At 50.8% G+C, this 16,246-nt stretch carries 12 protein-coding genes; 7 read left to right on the top strand and 5 right to left on the bottom strand.

Annotation, left to right across the window (positions count from 1 at the left end; genetic code table 11):
• Positions 1-2 precede the first annotated feature (2 nt).
• From CULFRC11_RS09685 to CULFRC11_RS09695, 3 genes are all read right to left on the bottom strand, one after another.
• Positions 3-821: an LPXTG cell wall anchor domain-containing protein gene (locus CULFRC11_RS09685; protein WP_023636386.1), complete on the bottom strand. Its 819-nt coding sequence runs from the start codon at positions 819-821 to the stop codon at positions 3-5.
• Positions 821-1,780: a class C sortase gene (locus CULFRC11_RS09690; RefSeq protein ID WP_023636387.1), complete on the bottom strand. Its 960-nt coding sequence runs from the start codon at positions 1,778-1,780 to the stop codon at positions 821-823. The genes CULFRC11_RS09685 and CULFRC11_RS09690 overlap by 1 nt, the downstream gene beginning before the upstream one ends.
• Before the next feature lie 233 nt (positions 1,781-2,013).
• Entirely contained in the window at positions 2,014-3,567 is a 1,554-nt protein-coding gene (locus CULFRC11_RS09695) for a SpaH/EbpB family LPXTG-anchored major pilin (RefSeq protein WP_023636388.1), read from the bottom strand.
• A 690-nt stretch (positions 3,568-4,257) separates the two neighbouring features.
• On the opposite strand from CULFRC11_RS09695, the gene CULFRC11_RS09700 reads away from it, so the two are divergent.
• The gene (locus CULFRC11_RS09700) at positions 4,258-5,145 is read left to right on the top strand and encodes a class C sortase (RefSeq protein WP_023636389.1); all 888 of its coding nucleotides are present in this window, start codon (positions 4,258-4,260) and stop codon (positions 5,143-5,145) included.
• Positions 5,146-5,269: 124 nt separating this feature from the next.
• On the opposite strand, the gene clpB is transcribed toward CULFRC11_RS09700, so the two are convergent.
• A complete protein-coding gene (gene clpB / locus CULFRC11_RS09705; protein WP_023636390.1) occupies positions 5,270-7,819 on the bottom strand; it encodes an ATP-dependent chaperone ClpB in 2,550 nt (849 codons plus the stop codon).
• Between the two features lie 221 nt (positions 7,820-8,040).
• Between clpB and CULFRC11_RS09710 the strand changes: the two genes are divergently transcribed.
• The 5 genes from CULFRC11_RS09710 (at position 8,041) to CULFRC11_RS11130 (ending at position 13,007) form a co-directional block, all read left to right on the top strand.
• A complete protein-coding gene (locus tag CULFRC11_RS09710; RefSeq protein ID WP_031270648.1) occupies positions 8,041-8,847 on the top strand; it encodes an ABC transporter ATP-binding protein in 807 nt (268 codons plus the stop codon).
• 5 nt (positions 8,848-8,852) lie between these two features.
• Entirely contained in the window at positions 8,853-10,439 is a 1,587-nt protein-coding gene (locus CULFRC11_RS09715; protein WP_023636392.1) for a hypothetical protein, read from the top strand.
• A 201-nt stretch (positions 10,440-10,640) separates the two neighbouring features.
• Positions 10,641-11,471 (top strand): hypothetical protein, encoded by an 831-nt coding sequence (locus tag CULFRC11_RS09720; RefSeq protein ID WP_038621029.1) that lies wholly within the window; start codon positions 10,641-10,643, stop codon positions 11,469-11,471.
• 310 nt (positions 11,472-11,781) lie between these two features.
• Entirely contained in the window at positions 11,782-12,726 is a 945-nt protein-coding gene (locus CULFRC11_RS09725) for a hypothetical protein (protein ID WP_023636394.1), read from the top strand.
• 143 nt (positions 12,727-12,869) lie between these two features.
• Complete coding sequence (locus CULFRC11_RS11130) at positions 12,870-13,007, top strand: hypothetical protein (protein WP_196229953.1); 138 nt, start codon at positions 12,870-12,872, stop codon at positions 13,005-13,007.
• A gap of 306 nt (positions 13,008-13,313) precedes the next feature.
• Here CULFRC11_RS11130 and CULFRC11_RS09730 read toward each other — a convergent pair whose 3' ends face one another.
• Complete coding sequence (locus tag CULFRC11_RS09730; RefSeq protein WP_023636395.1) at positions 13,314-14,663, bottom strand: sodium/glutamate symporter; 1,350 nt, start codon at positions 14,661-14,663, stop codon at positions 13,314-13,316.
• Positions 14,664-15,496: 833 nt separating this feature from the next.
• On the opposite strand from CULFRC11_RS09730, the gene CULFRC11_RS09735 reads away from it, so the two are divergent.
• Positions 15,497-16,204, top strand: a complete 708-nt coding sequence (locus CULFRC11_RS09735) for a hypothetical protein (RefSeq protein WP_023636396.1) — start codon at positions 15,497-15,499, stop codon at positions 16,202-16,204.
• Positions 16,205-16,246: the final 42 nt, after the last annotated feature.

The following is a 16,246-nucleotide window of genomic DNA, read 5'->3' on the forward strand; positions in this document are numbered from 1 at the left end:
GCTCACTTTTTGCTTTGTTCTCTGCGGCGGTTAACAGCTAGAAACACAAAACCTAGACTGATGAGGAAGGCTGCGCTGACAACCAGCCAAATAACAGCTGCTCCTGTCAAAGGAAGCCGCTCTACACGACGTTCAGGTGTTGAGGATGGTGGTACCGGAACCGTCGTACTGGGGGTGACGTTAGGTTTCGGCGGTGACGGTATCTGCGTTGAAGGAGGGGCCCAAGGTGGCGGTGTTGGTTCAGGCTTAGGATCATTTTTGAACTTCATTACGACTGTAAAGCTGTAATCCCATTCGCCGTTTTCGCCTACGATCGGGACAATAAGAACTTCTTCTTGAGGTTCCCGATCTCCCGGTTTAGATGATTTCGCAGTAATAAGGTATGCACCCGGTATAAGCTCCGGAAAATTTGCTTCACCTTTAGCATTAGTCACCGCAGCATATCGCTCGAGGACATTGAGGGTTTTTGCTTGATTGACAGTAAGCTTCGCAGCTTTAGTGTATCCCTCTGAAGTATTGATCGGATCAGTTTCAAGCAAGGTAACTGTCACTTCATATCCAGGTAGACCAGCATCTGTACCACTTGAGCTATCTGGAATTTTGATAGTGATATTAGCTTTGCGATCTAGATCGATAGTCTCGAATGGAGGCGCTGGCCTAGGGAAACCAGTGACAGCAGCCAACGCAGATGGAAACGCTATGTTGCTCGTAGACGGCCCTAGCAGTCCGCCTCCGAATATCAGTCCAGCTGTCAAAGCGATGGAGACGGCGAGTATTAGGTTACGTCGAACCCCGTTATATACGATTCTTTGCTTCTGCATCACAGTTCAGTTTTATTCTCGGTAGATTCGGAGTCAGGGACGATCAGGGAGTTCTCATGCCGTTTAGCGGCTCTACGTGATTGCTGTATTAACCACGCAATAAGGCAGACAAGTCCCGCAATAAATATTGCGGTGAGTACATACATCCACCATTGCCAAGAGATACCTTGTGCCTCGTCGAGCATGTTTTTCTCTTCTTCGGCTATCGGAACTTGATGTCCACGAACTAATAAACGATGTGTGTTAATCCCGTAGGGAGTACAGGTAACTAATGTGATTAAGTCTTTGCCAGCCTCAACTTTTAGATCTTCAGTCTCATTGGGAAGAACTACCTTGATCTGGTCGACCTCATATTTAATTTTGTGTCCAGCGATATGTATAAAGAACGCATCGCCCTTTTTAACGCGATTTAAATTGTCAAAAAGTGTCGCTGTCGGTATTCCCGTGTGCCCTGTCAAAACCGAGTGGCTACCAGGTCCGCCTACTGGAAAATCAGATCCAAAAAGATGACCAATTCCCTTTTGTAGTACGTCCTCACTCGAACCGTGATAGATAGGTAAATCCGCTTTTATGGACGGAAGAATGATCCGCCCCATCGCATCCTGTCCATTCAAGATGTTTAGGTATTCTTGATACGCATAGTTATCCGGGACAAAGTGGTTAACCCACGGATCGAAGATCGGCCCTTGCGCGCGTTCCTCGTTATATTTGTGGGCCGCGTCCCAAGCTTCTTCACGCACTACCTGTGGTGTTGAGTTATCGATTTTTGCGTACTCCACCGCTGCACGTTGCTGTTTCCAGTTGTTCCATTGCGTAGCTACTACTGGATAAACCATGACAATTAGCCCAATAATCACTACTAATGCAGCTAGCATATGGTTATTTTTCTTCTTTACATGTTTTAGCTTCAAACGATGAACGGGTCCACGCCGTTCAGTCTTTGCTACAGAGTCTGGCATTCATTGCTCCCGAAGAATCCTCAGAAGCACACCTTTTATGACAGACCACAATGTGCCAAGAGGAAATAAATAATCAAACGATGGATTAGCTCAGTTCGCTTTAGGACTAAGCCAAGGGTGGGAAGATGCGGTTTTCCGCTTCTTCCCACCTCATAATCATTAGTGACCAGTAGATATTGTTGGTTTGAGTCCAAATTCAACGCTGGGAACTAGTCACACCTGAAAAGGTCGTACTAGTTTTTAGCGGAGTTACGACGTGCCAACCATGCGCCAGCACCGATGATTAAGGCACCAAGTGCTGCGAGAATACCGATACCAGCACCACCCGTCATCGGAAGATTCGGAGTTGTGTCTTCCAAGTTCTTCAGTTTTCCGCCTTCGCCTACCTCAGAGAGAAGCCTAATTACCTTCTCAGCCTGCTGAGTTTCTACATCTGCCTTCAAGACTTTGAACTCAATAGGCTCTGCAAGAAGCTCAAATCCCTTAGGGGATTTAGTTTCCACAAGGCAATAAGAGCTATACAGGTTTGCTGTTCCTTCAGTAGCATTTGCATAGTCATTTACATGCAAACCATCAATAGTCACAAGACCGTCGGCTGCAGACTTATATACATCCGCATTATTAACTTTCAATTGAGTTAATACCGGGGTTTTTCCATCTGTCGAGTCCTTGTCACAAGTTTGATCATCTTTGACACCGAAAACTTTAAATTCTGCATCTGCAAGGCCTTTTGTCACGTCGCTCGCTGACACCTTGGTGAATTTAACTCCACCATAGTAAGTATTAACGGTCGGTGTTTCTTTTGGTGTTTGCTCTTCGCCCGTATTTGGGTTGTTCTCAAAGACCTGCGCTGTGTTAACAATCGCACCGTTCTCAGGCTGCTCTTTCACGGTTGCAGGAATGTGGACCGATACGGGCTGATTATCTTTAAGTTTCGCCAGGCCAGCCTCAGTAAAGGCAACAGTAACCTTTTGCCCTTCAACAGAAACCTTATAGTCTGTCGACTCAAAACCGTCTACGGTAACTTCATTAGGCTGCGGAGCAGTCAACTTAGGATCAAGCGTATCCTCTACACGGAAAATTGTACGGACCTGGTTTTCTTTAACTGTTTGAGCATAAGCGGTAATCGTGTAGTCAATTTTATCGCCAACATTCTTACCTGAGTCCTCCACGCTCTTCTCTGGAGTCTTAGACGCATAGTTCTTTGGATATGCATGAACATCGTAATTCCACTCAGTTCCTCCCGCCTCTGCATTGGATTGAGTCATAGGAACAAAAGCTAAGAATGGAGCCGCAGGCGCGTAACCATCTTTCGGGGCTGTTTCTACTACCAAATATGCACTGGGGGCGAGATTTTCCCATTTCGCCTCACCGTTTGACTGTGTTAGCTTCTCACCATTTATTTGCTCAACCTTAGACAGATTGGCTTTACCATTCTCAACAAGGTCCGAAGCTTTTAACCCAGCTGCTTTAGCGATGCCATCGTTGGTGGTCAAATCAACATTTTTAACTTTGTAAACAGTAAAACCAACGCCCTCGAGAGGAGTGCCTTGCACACCCGAATCCTCGTTGCCAGTAGGAGTTCCGGTATCGCTCGGATCTGCTTTTTTATGCAGAGTCAAGGTACCCTGAGCATTCTTATCTACCAAAGGGCTAGACACAGATTGTGCAACAGCAGCTGGAGCAAAATCGGTAGTGGCTTGGACTCCAACAGCACCAGTCGTCAAAGCTAGACCACACATTGCAGCGAAGGTCACAGAGCGCGTCGTACGCGAGAACTTATTCACGAATTTTTCCTTTTCAAAATACGATTGCGAGTTTTTTACTCGCGCCGAACTGCGATTACGTTCGTGCAAGGCCTACCGTTATATCCGTCAGCGCATTACGAAAAAACGCATTATGGGACATGAAATCCACATGCGTTAAACAGATAAATGTTAAAAGGGGAATGCGATCATTACCTCTGTATTGTCCACAAGACAGAGGATTTGATACCCACGAATCAAATCGCCGGGCTTGACTTTATCCCAGTCAACAATGAAAGCCCTATCGCGAAATTTCATAGAAAATAGGTCTCTAATATCAACTCGCCATAAATAGAAAAAATAAGTACTAAATTATAAAAAGCATGTAGGTAGGACAAGAAATTTACATTAATAAATTGTCCCTACTCTAAGCTTTTGTTGATATAACAACTACCCTTTTCGGGGGAGGCTTGAATCTTTACAATCAGACTTCCCCAACATGAAAAACTGCAAACCTTGACCATATTGCAAAAAATCCCCCAATTCTAAAAAATACCTCAAGTAGATTGCGCACAATTTAAATAAAAAATAAGAAAATTCAAGTTTTTAGATATTCCTTTCGCATACGCCTTTAATTATATGTTGCTAATTTTTAGATTTTGCTCACAGTGCCTAGATTTGTTGCCTAGATGCTGAGCTTTAGCCAGCACATGGCGAACTTGAGGTAAATGTATGGTCAAGCACGCAGATGCTAAAGAAGAACTGGCCCACAAAAAGAAAAAGCAGAGCAAAGGCAACGCTTTCGTCGCACTTTTGATCATCCTTCTTGGTCTGTGCGTTTTGCTTTATCCCGTCATATCCACGCAGTGGAATAACTATGCCCAATTGAAAGCTGCCGATGAATACTCCAAATTGGAAAAATCAACGCCTCCAGAAGTACTAGACACTGCATGGAATGCGGCACAGGCTTATAATGCAGAACGGCTGGTGAGCGACCGCGTTCTTGATGCATGGAACGACACTACTGATGAAAATTCCCCTGCCTATCAACGCTATCGCAGTTATCTCTCCCAACTCGCTGAAACCGATGCTATGGGCCGCATACTTATCCCATCCATCGGTTCTGATTTACCCATTTATCATGGCACGGGGGAACGCTCTCTAAGCCGAGGCGTAGGTCACTTATACGGAACTGACTTACCAGTGGGAGGCGTCGATCGGCACTCTGTGCTTTCTGCGCATACCGGACTACAGAACGCTACGTTGTGGGACAACCTGAACAAGGTCAAAGAAGGCGATGCCTTCTATATCGCCGCGGCCGGACACAAACTTAAGTATCAAGTTGATCACATAAGTGTGGTCCTGCCTGAGGAGACAGATGCGCTCCAAAGGGTTGAAGGGCAAGACCTCATCACTTTGGTCACGTGTACACCGTACGGAATCAACACACACCGTCTTCTCGTGCAAGGCCATCAAGTCCCCATGGATCCGCAGGAAGAAAAAGTGTTTGAAGAAGGCTCGGGAATGAACATGCAGTGGTGGATGTGGGCAATTCTTGCGGCTGCCGTTCTCACTATTGTTTTGCTCATCGCTTGGTGGCGCAAAAACTTTAGTAAGTAAAGAGAAAGCATCGCCGAGGAAGTCTTCCTTGTCCTGGAACAACAAGAAATGACTTATCCTCGGCGATGCTTAAACTAGGCGCCTGCAATAGATCTGAGGCACACCTTAGGCCTCAGGCTAGATTTTAGCCCTTCGCCAGTTCCAAAGCCCCGCCACCATCGGCCACATCCACGTGCACGGTATCGCCGTCGCGGATCTCACCTGCCAGCAGCTTCTTAGCTAGCTGGTCGCCAATCGCCTGCTGGATCAAGCGACGTAATGGACGTGCGCCGTAAGCGGGCTCGTAACCGCGTTCAGCCAGCCACAGCTTGGCAGCATCCGAGACATTCAGAGTCAGGCGGCGCGCCGAAAGGCGGTGTGCCAGCTGAGCGATCTGGATGTCCACGATGTGGGTCAGCTGCTCTTCTGAGAGTGGGTCAAAAATCACTACGTCATCCAAGCGGTTAACAAATTCTGGTTTAAAGGCCCGCTTGACTGCATCCATCATCTGCTCGCGGGTGCCACCGGCTCCCAGGTTGGAGGTGAGGATGAGGACGGTGTTTCGGAAGTCGACGGTGCGACCTTGGCCGTCGGTAAGCCGGCCCTCGTCGAGCACCTGCAGCAGGATGTCAAAGACGTCGGAGTGAGCTTTCTCCACTTCGTCGAAAAGCACTACCGTGTAAGGACGCCGGCGCACGGCCTCGGTGAGCTGGCCGCCCTGGTCGTAACCAACGTATCCGGGAGGGGCACCAACCAACCGAGCCACGGAATGCTTCTCCCCATACTCAGACATATCGATGCGTACCATCGCACGTTCATCATCAAACATGAACTCAGCCAAAGCTTTGGCCAGCTCAGTCTTACCCACACCTGTAGGACCGAGGAAGAGGAACGAGCCAGTCGGACGATTCGGATCAGCCACACCAGCGCGCGCACGGCGCACCGCATCAGAGACCGCCTCCACGGCCTCCAGCTGGCCCACTACTCGGCTACCCAACTCGGATTCCATGTGTAGAAGCTTCTCGGTCTCGCCCTGAAGCATCTTGCCCGCAGGGATACCAGTCCATGCAGAGACGACGTCCGCGATGGTATCCGGAGTAACTTCCTCCGAGAGCATCGTGGTGTCAGTGGTATGGGCTTCAGCCTCAGCCACCTGCTTTTCCAGCTCCGGGATACGGCCATAACGCAGCTCGGCTACCTTGCCATAGTCGCCTTCGCGCTCAGCGATCTCGGACTCAGAACGCAGGTGTTCCAATTCCTCTTTGGCCTCGCGCACCTTATCTATTGCAGACTTCTCATTGTTCCAGCGGGCTTTGAGCTCACCGAGCTTCTCGCGTTCGTCGGCAAGCTCCTGGCGCAACTTCTCCAAACGCTGCTGCGACGCTGCATCCGTTTCCTTGCCCAGCGCGACCTCTTCAATCTCCAAACGTCGCACGATGCGTTCTAGCTCGTCGATCTCCTGCGGGGAAGAATCGATCTCCATGCGCAGCCGGCTAGCGGCCTCATCAACCAGGTCAATCGCCTTATCCGGCAAGAAACGCGACGTGATGTAGCGATCCGAAAGAGTCGCCGCAGCTACCAATGCAGAATCCTGAATACGCACGCCATGATGCACCTCATAGCGCTCTTTGAGTCCGCGCAGGATACCGATGGCGTCCTCCACAGATGGCTCGCCGACAAAGACCTGCTGGAAACGACGCTCCAAAGCAGCATCCTTCTCGATGTACTTGCGATACTCATCGAGGGTGGTGGCACCCACCAAGCGCAGCTCGCCACGAGCCAGCAGCGGCTTAATCATGTTGCCGGCATCCATAGCGGAATCCCCGGTAGCGCCCGCACCAACGATGGTGTGCAGCTCATCAATAAAGGTAATGACCTCGCCCTCTGCTGCCTTGATCTCATCAAGCACAGCTTTGAGGCGCTCCTCAAACTCGCCACGGTACTTGGCGCCAGCAACCATCGAACCAAGGTCAAGGCTAATCAGGGTCTTCCCCTTCAGAGACTCCGGCACATCGCCTGCGACAATCCGGCGAGCCAAACCTTCTACAATCGCGGTCTTACCCACGCCCGGCTCACCGATAAGAACCGGATTATTCTTGGTGCGACGGCTCAACACCTGAACCACACGACGGATCTCAGAGTCACGCCCAATAACAGGGTCAATCTTTCCCTCACGAGCACGGGCCGTAAGGTCAGTGGAATACTTCTCCAAAGCCTGGAACTGCCCCTCAGGGTCTTGATTAGTCACCTTCTTGCTTCCTCTCACAGAGGGGAACACACCTTTAATAACGTCATAGGTAGCGCCTCGCTTAGTCAGCAATTCCGCAGCATCGGACTTGCCCCGAGCAATCGCAGCGAGCAGCACCTCAGTGGACACATACTCATCGCCTAATTCGCCAGCCAGCTCTTGCGCAGCGGTCAGCGCGTTCAAAGCTTCGCGGTTAAAGTTGGGATTTGCCATCCCAGAGCCCTCAGCCTTGGGGTACCCTGCCACAAGCGCATTGGCCTCCTGCGCCACCACCTGCGGGTCCACGCCCGTAGCACGCAAAACCGGCACCGCAATGCCATCTTCCTGGCCCAAGATCGCTGCAAGTAAATGAGCTGGGCGAATATCCGGATTGCCCAGCGACGAGGCCTGCTGCAGCGCAACCTGCAAAGCCTCTTGCGTTTTAGTTGTTGGATTGAATGAATTCATATTTTTCCTTTCATGGACCTTCTGTTCTGTAACCACCGCCTCTTGCCTGTATCAGAGCTCTGTCGGTGGGTTGTGAATCTCTAGTCATTTACTCCAACGCACACAAAGTTGAGTTTGTTCCACTCAAGTCAAAATTTTTTGAGTCGAGGCGACTCAACTTTTCTACGGATGGCACCCCCACCCCACTCCCGCCCCGCAAAACCTCAACTATCTTTGTCTTTATGACCTCTCACACGCCTCATCTCCCTCCGCTCAACGACGACCCCACAAGTCAAGCCTTTGCCGTGCGCGGAATGTTTAAGCAATTCGGCCCCAAAGTCGCAGTAGATAACCTCAGCCTGGACGTTCCCTACGGCAGCATCTTTGGCCTGGTCGGCCCCAACGGCGCCGGCAAAACAACACTGATCTCCCTAGCCACAGGTCTCCTGCGCCCCGACGCCGGCCAAGCGTGGATAGCCGGTAGCGATATGTGGACCGATGACGTCGCAGCTAAGCAAAAGATGGGGTTGCTTGCCGACGGCATCCCCGTCTTCGATCGACTCAGCGGCCCGGAGTACCTCGAATTCCTTGGCGGCCTGCGCAACATGACTCCTGACGTCATCAAAACTCGATCCACGGAATTGCTCCACACCCTAGGCCTGAAAGACGCCGGAGATACCCAAATCATGGATTATTCCGCCGGCATGACCAAGAAAATCCTGCTGGCAGGCGCACTGCTCCACGCACCAAAACTGCTTATCTTGGACGAGCCACTAGAGGCCGTAGATCCTGCTTCTGGACGCACAATCCAACGAATCCTACGAAACTTTGCCGCCAACGGCGGAACCGTCATCTTGTCCTCACACGTGATGGAGCTTGTAGAAGGTCTCTGCGACCACCTAGCAATCATCGACCACGGACGCGTACTCACCATGGGCAGCGTCGACGAGGTGCGCCAAGGTACCAGCCTGGTGGATGCGTTCATCGATTTTGTGGGCGGGGATGCCGTATCGTCCGACTCACTCGACTGGCTCAAAGGCGAGGACTAAACCCCATGACATCAACATTAGTGCGGCTACACCGCACACTACGCTCACGTCTTTTTAAGAAAAACCCCACGGCCGTCATGATGCTCATCCTGGTCGGCTTCTACGCCCTCGGCGGATTGGCAGGAACGTCCCTCCTCCTGGCCGCTGCAGCCGAGACCCAAAGCTGGAACGTGCTACCACTCATCCTCGGAGTAGGATGCCTCGGCTATCTCGTGGTCGAATCAGTCATCCCGAGCGGTGAAAACCAGATCGATGTGCGCACGCTAGCACCTCTCCCCATCGAGGCAAAGCAGATCCTGCCAGCGCTCGCCATCATCCCCCTACTCACCTCCCGAGGTGTCCTCGCACTAATCTGTGCTGTGGTGACGGCAGTCGTCGGCACGCTTATGCTTCCAGGAGCGTGGGGCCTGCTATGGAGCGTCGCGACGCTCATCAATACCGCCGCAGCCATCCTCCTAGCGGAACTGCTCAAGGCAGCAATTAGCGGATCTAGTCGCGCCAACAACGACAAGAAAAACATAATAGGCGTGGTTTTGGTATTCCTCATTATCCTGGGGTTCAACCAAATACGCTGGGACAATGTCTCGCCTGAAGCGCTAGCCCCTACCGGAGAAGTACTTGGCTGGCTTCCCATCGCATCCGCCGGAGGCGTTGTTGCCTCACTCATTGCAGGAGCCGCATGGTGGGTCATCGCAGCAAAAATCCTGATCACTGTGGCAACGTTTGTGGTAGGAATACGGGGTTGGAAAGCACTGGTCTCCGGGCACCTCAAGAACCCCAATGGCACCTCACAGGCGTCGGCACAACCCGCCAAGACCAAAAAAGATAAGGGGCGGCAGACTCTCCTCGTACCCGGCGCACCCCACACCGCCGGCGGATATATCTATTCCCGCGCGATCCAGTACTACCGACGCGACAGCCGACTCTTAGGCTCGCTCATCATGCTTCCAGTCATGATCGCTTTCTTTATCTTCAAAGCCCTGACCGGACAGCCGGAAATGCTGTACATATCTATTTTTATCCTCGCTTGGCTGTGCGGTATCTCCGCAGCCAATGATTTCGGTTACGACGGTCCCGGTATTTGGTCGATCATCGTTTCCGGGACTCCTGTCAAAACATGGCTACGCGCGCGTCACCTCGCGGCCATTACCCCACCAATAGTTTTCTATGTCTTCACTGCGGTTTTGACTTTTATTCTCTCCCCGAATACAACACTCGCACTATTTATTTTCATCGCCAGCCTGGGCGCATTCCTGAGCTCCGCAGCAATCGGACTGCTTTTCACCTCTTTCAACGCATTCCCCACAGCCCCTCCTGGCACCAACCCATGGACCGACAAATCTGGCTATTCCGGCGCCGCCATGCTTAGCAGCTTCGGCTCCCTGATAGGAGTGTGGTTCCCCCTAGCACCTGGCGCGATCCTGCTAGCTATCGGATACTTCAATTCCTCCCAGATGTTCTTAATTATCGGAGCGATTCTTGCCATTGCCATCCCGGCAGCCGCCTACTATGCGGTTCAGGTGATGTGTATTAGACGCATAGAGAAGAACATTCCAGAATTGTTCAGCAAAGTCGGACACTGGGTGAGCTAGACACCCTACTCCCCAAAGGCTGTTACCCATTGCGAGTAGCAGCCTTTCTTCATGCTCGCGCAAACATGAAATTGTCCTTTGTTCCACAAAGCTATATATTTACTCCGTTCACAGCTAACGCTAAGTTAACTATTCCCTATGAATGGCCATGGCGCTCGCATGATTTTTATTCACATCCCAAGATTTCCTGAAAGGCCCCTCGTGAAAAAACTCATCGCACCCATGCTGACCTGTGCAATCATCAGCGTCGCTCCCGTCGCGCAAGCGCAGGAGGAAAGCTTTGAAGACATTCTCTTTTCCGGAGAAGAACTAGACACCGAGCGCAAAGAACTCCAGAAAACCATCGAGGAACTACTTAAGAAAGACCCCCAAGACGACAAGGAGTCCGCAGAACTCCTTACGAAACTCTCAAGCCTTCTCGACCGGTATCAAAAGTTCGGAAGCGCATACGAGCAGTACTCCGAAGGGCTTTCAAAAGAAATTGATGAATTCCGCACCGAGGTAGAGGCAAAAGACAGTCAGCTCAGCGAATATCACCGGGTCATCCCCAGCTACGAAGCTGACTATAAAGAGCTTTCCGACGAGCGTGACCTGGCACAAAAGTCCGCCGACGAACTCGCGACCGGCCTACTAGAGGCAGAAGAAAAACTCGAGGAAGCACAGGTTAAAAACCAGGCCCTGCAGACTCAGCGTCAAGAAATTTCTGACCTCATCGACAAGGCCCAGAGCCTAGGCACCCTACCCCAGGATGCCCTAGATCAGATCAAAGCCAAGTTCCAAGAGACTAACCACCTCCAGGAAGGCTTTGCCAACAAACTAGAGAAACTCACAGAGGAAAAAGAGCGTCTAGCCAAAGACGTCAAGCGACTCCAAGAGCGCACCAACACCCTTACCTCCGAGAACGCTTCCCTCCGTGATGACCTGGGAATCTTCAAAGCACTCACAGGACTTTTCGGCGCACTTTCCGCCATCGCAGCAGTTATCGGCCTAGGAGCATTCCTGAAGCCATTCATCGAGCGCTTTATTCGATAAAAGATTTCACATAAGCCCGCTAGCCAAGAGCTAGCGGGCTTCAATCGTTTTTATAAGGAAAATTTTTAAAGGATACGTATCAAAGAAATACTTAATCCCTATCTACCTTATCTAAGGTGCTAACCCCCGCTTATCACAGGTAAAACTTAACAAAGCCCGCAAACTTTTGAATATAAGCGCACTACACAGCACTTTTGACACTTTAGAAACGTTAATTTAATGTTTACCAAGTATCCGCCAGGCACAGCATTTTCACATGCGCCCGTAAGGTCCTGGTGAAAAATCCCCATCGAAAGGCTATGCCCTCATTATGAAGAAGCTGCTGTCTTCTGCCCTCACCTGCGCTATTGCAGGCTCTCTGCTCGTCGCTCCTGCCGCACATGCGGAGGACCAGGCTAGCGACCCCGAAGTGCTCCTTCGAATTTCCGAGTCCACCAAAGGCAATTTCGATCCCGAAACAAACAAGTGGTCCTGCATAACTACAGGAGATTACGTCCCGCTCACCGGAACCGGTTCTCGAGTTACGCTTACCGCATCTGGCCCATGCACTCGCTCTGAATACGAGACACTCCTTGAAACCGTCCTCGATCACCTGAATGAAACAATAGATCAGGTCGGCGGACTTACGGACGAAGTCAATACTCTCGAAGGAAAGCTTCAGGCCAGCGAATACGAGGTCGGCCACCTCCACAAGAACCTAACAAACTCTCGCAACGAGCTTGACGCCACAAAGCGAGAAAACCGCAAGCTATCAAACGCGCTTGAAGCTAGTGAGCAGGAGGTCGACCATCTCCACAAGAACCTGAAGAACTCTCGCGATGAGTTGGATGCGACCAAGCAGAAGAACCGCGAGCTCAACGCAGAAATAGAAAAAGCCGAAAAGGAAATCGACGAGCTCGAAGCAAAGAACGCGCTCACCGAAGCCGATCTCAATAAGCTCAAAGCTGAGCTCGAGAAAACAAAAGCAAAGCTAGCCGAGGCAGAAGCTAAGGTAAAGGCTCTGTCCGATAGAGTCACCCAGCTTGAGGCAGAGGTAAAGGACCTCAAAGCCCGCAATGCCGAGCTTCAGAAGAAGAACGACGACCTCACCGCTGAGATCGATTCTCTCAACGACGAGAACGATTCCCTGAACAACGGTCTCAACACTTCCATCGGATTGAACATCTTCTTCGGCGTTATTTCTGCCATCGCCGCAATCATCGGCATTGGTCACTTCCTCAAGCCAGTTTTTGAGAAGTTCTTCCACCGCCGCTAAATTTTTCCGCGATTCGCGCATTTAAAGGGTGGTCCTCACGTGATTAACGTGAGGACCACCCTTTAGCTTTCTCCGCATAAAAGACAAAACCGCAAAAAGTGTGTCTCTCGGCGTGTCGTCCGGGGGGGACACGCTTTGTTTTATTGGAGGGGCCCTTTTCTGATTCCGATGCTGTGGGTGTATTTGGTCCCGATAGCCTTGTCGTAGAGGACTGGATGCCCGGTTTCATCATCGGCCCTGCACAACCAGGGCATCGTGGTCTGTTTGTCGTCACTGACTAAGCAAACAGCAGTCCCTACCGCACGTTAACGTCGGATTCAGGTATTCAGGAATAACTCCCAGGGAGCTATTCCAAGCCGTTTTAGATAGGTTTACCAGCAACAACCCCTAAAAGCAGACACACTTTTTGCTATTTAACCCACAAAAGATCCAACCATCTCCCCACACGACTTTCCATAATGCGCACCCTTGGCCGTCATCGCATCGCCTTGACGCACAGTTCATTCCAAGGCATAGAGAAACCCCGGTCAGAGCCGCTGACCGGGGTGATACTACGGTGAAGGGTAGCGTCGAAAAGCTAAGAACACCTAGTTCGCAGGCGCGGGGCTAGATTCCTTTGTGCGCTTAGGCAACCAGCCGGAAAATATCGGAATAGCAAGGATCGCTACGGCAAGCACCAAGGCGAATCCGCCCAAGCCAAACGCAAATCCCGAGAGGATCGCAATCGGCGCAAGGATGGTCATTCCGATCTCAAATGGGGCAAATCCTACATAAGCCACGCCGTATTCATTAAGCGTTCCCGACTTCAGGTCGGGGTCCACGATCTTGAGCAACGCAATGCCGGTAGCCACAGCCGCCGTCGCCCAACCCCAGCTGAAAATACCGCGTTCAAGCCAGGAATCTCCGAAGAAGACCGGGGACATGACAAAGAAGAAGAAAACGCAGTAAATAATGCCAGCAATAAAGAGGATAATCAGCGGAACGATATAGCTTGCCACAGCTGATGGCACGATGGACGCAATACCGAAAGCGATCAGGAAGTCAGTTGCGCCACCAGAGACCGTCTTGACCGTCTGCTGATCCAGGTATCGCGGACGACGAATGACCTTAAGGAAGATCACGCCACAGATACCGGCAACAAAAGATAGGGCAAACAGCGGGATAGAAATGTTGGGGAAGATGCTCTTAACACCCTGCTGAGCAAGGTAAGCAAAGAGTACCGTCACCGAGATAAAACCGATGTGCAGGGTAAGCGGCTCAATAGAGGAAGGGTTGGTTGTGGCACGTCCGATGGAGGGCTGCTTTTCCACATCCTCAATGTGCCCACTGCGCAACTCCCACGGCAGCTCTTTAGGCAGCGTGTTGGTACGGCCGGTACGAATACCCCAGTTTGCAAAGATAATTCCGCCGATAATCGCGGCAAGAGTACCCACCGTTGCAGAGGTGAAGCCTAACGACGCCGCAGCCTCCGCCCCGATGCTATCCAGCGAGCCACCCACGGCAGCAGCGGTACCAAAGCCACCGACGAAGCCGACCGGAAGCATCATGCCAAACCAGTCCTCAGTGCCAAAGAATGGTTTGAAGACGAACAGACCAAGAAGAATGAACAGACCCCACTGCCCCAAGAACATGCCGGTGGAATACGACCACATGTTGCGAGCTTTGGAAGCGTCGCGGGCATGGAAAGTCATCGAATATGGCATTGCCGCGAAAACGATGGCGATCAACAAGGTGGAGTAATCGCCCAAGCGATCCGAAAACTTAAGTATGCCCAGAACCTCTGGGCCAAGGAGCAAACCAAGCAGACCAGCGGTGATGGGAGCCGGAATAAGAAGGTGACGGAACCACGCAAAGTGCCTTCGCATAAACGTGCCAACGATCATCAAGATCGAGATAAACCCGACGTCTATAAGCAAACTATATGGCGTGTAATCCATTGTTGTCCTTTTCTGTTTTTCCGCTTGTGATGCAGGCTTTTAGAGGGAGCCTCTCTTCGGCGCAGGTCATATACGTATTGAGTTCTCCAGTCCTTTGGCACGAAGCCCCACAAGAGGGCACATAGAACCTGCAAACTTGGCAGGCTTAACCATGGGGCCGCTACTCGACCATGCTCCATGCAAAGGGTGTGGCGATAATTTTACTTTCCACACTCTAGTAAGAAGGGTCACAAGAAGAAAAACGTGGACTTGAACACTATGTTTTCTTTCACACCGGCGAAGCCAGATATCGCACTAAGGCTCCTTCGCTCCTCCTCCGGCCGACACTAAAAGCATGTACACAAGGCATATTTCCCCATATCTCTTACCGTGAAAACTCTAAGAAATATCTAGAGCCCTACCAATAGCAGGGGCACCCCCCTCTCTCCCCGCAAGCCGCAAAATCCCACATAAAACAAAATGTCGCGCCGATTCCCTTTGATTGCAAAGATGCTCAAAAACAAGCCATCACCACTGCCATAAAAAGGCGCCTAATATGACAGACTTCCGGCACAGTCTTGGCACGCTTTTGGCCAGATCACACGACTTTCATTGTTAAAGAACAACGCATACAGGAAAATTGCAGGGGTTAAAAACACCTCAGGAACTGCAATTTCTCTAAATGCAGCAAATTTTCAATATTTTGACAGGTAAAAAATCTCAAAAAGTTCTTGACCTGGGGAACTCTTATGTATATTTTTCTTGGATGTTATTTAGTCAACATTAGTAAGCGACTCAGCTTTTATATTTTCGACTGCACTCAATAGAGCGCAGTGCTAAGGAGAATCTCTAAGTTGAATATCGATTCAATATATTCGAATATTTCCCGCAGGATAGCTGCCCCAAGAATCCATCGTCTTGTCATCTCAGCCATCATCGGGGTCCTAAGCGGACTGATCATCCCGGAAGAAGCAACAGCCCAACCAACCATAGAGCACCCGTCGCAAAGCGATAGTATTAGCAGCCTTAAAGACTCCTACCACTTGCCAAAGTTAACACGCCCGCCAGTTGCAGCAGAGCAACAGCTTCACAAGAAAGATCTTCAAGCAGCTACCTGGACAAAAATCATGGTGGCTCCCGGAAAATCCAAAACCATCCCGATTAAGGAAGTCTTCTTTGACTCCCCGATCTGCACCATAATCAAAGATTCAGACGACATCGAACCAGTGTGGGTTACCCACGAACCCAGCACCACAAGATTTTCCGAAATATTCCGGGTACACGTGCCCACCACCGCTCATCTGGGCGATACACATCTCGTCCTCGTTTATAAATGCGACGCAGAAACCCCAGACAACGCTTTCACTTTTGAGATTACGGTCGCCGATTTCGATCAAGATACAGCCGACCTTGCACACAACAAAGCAAGCTCAGTCTCTAACAGAGCAGAATCTCCCACGTATTATGACAACAGCAACTTGCTCTGGCTGTTTTTCGCCGTCGTTCCCCTCATATCCATCCTGTGCGCGATCGCATTCTGGTCGCTTACCACGTCTTTTTAGCGTCTTTTCTTGAGACAAAAAGCGTGGAACGACAGATAAATA

Source organism: Corynebacterium ulcerans (genome assembly GCF_000767685.1).
Taxonomy (GTDB): domain Bacteria; phylum Actinomycetota; class Actinomycetes; order Mycobacteriales; family Mycobacteriaceae; genus Corynebacterium; species Corynebacterium ulcerans.

Coding starts and splice junctions, on each gene's coding strand:
- CULFRC11_RS09690 (WP_023636387.1), bottom strand. CDS start 1,780: ATGCCAGACTCTGTAGCAAAGACTGAACGGCGTGGACCCGTTCATCGT.
- CULFRC11_RS09725 (WP_023636394.1), top strand. CDS start 11,782: ATGAAGAAGCTGCTGTCTTCTGCCCTCACCTGCGCTATTGCAGGCTCT.
- CULFRC11_RS09715 (WP_023636392.1), top strand. CDS start 8,853: ATGACATCAACATTAGTGCGGCTACACCGCACACTACGCTCACGTCTT.
- CULFRC11_RS09685 (WP_023636386.1), bottom strand. CDS start 821: ATGCAGAAGCAAAGAATCGTATATAACGGGGTTCGACGTAACCTAATA.
- CULFRC11_RS09710 (WP_031270648.1), top strand. CDS start 8,041: ATGACCTCTCACACGCCTCATCTCCCTCCGCTCAACGACGACCCCACA.
- CULFRC11_RS09700 (WP_023636389.1), top strand. CDS start 4,258: ATGGTCAAGCACGCAGATGCTAAAGAAGAACTGGCCCACAAAAAGAAA.
- CULFRC11_RS09730 (WP_023636395.1), bottom strand. CDS start 14,663: ATGGATTACACGCCATATAGTTTGCTTATAGACGTCGGGTTTATCTCG.
- clpB (WP_023636390.1), bottom strand. CDS start 7,819: ATGAATTCATTCAATCCAACAACTAAAACGCAAGAGGCTTTGCAGGTT.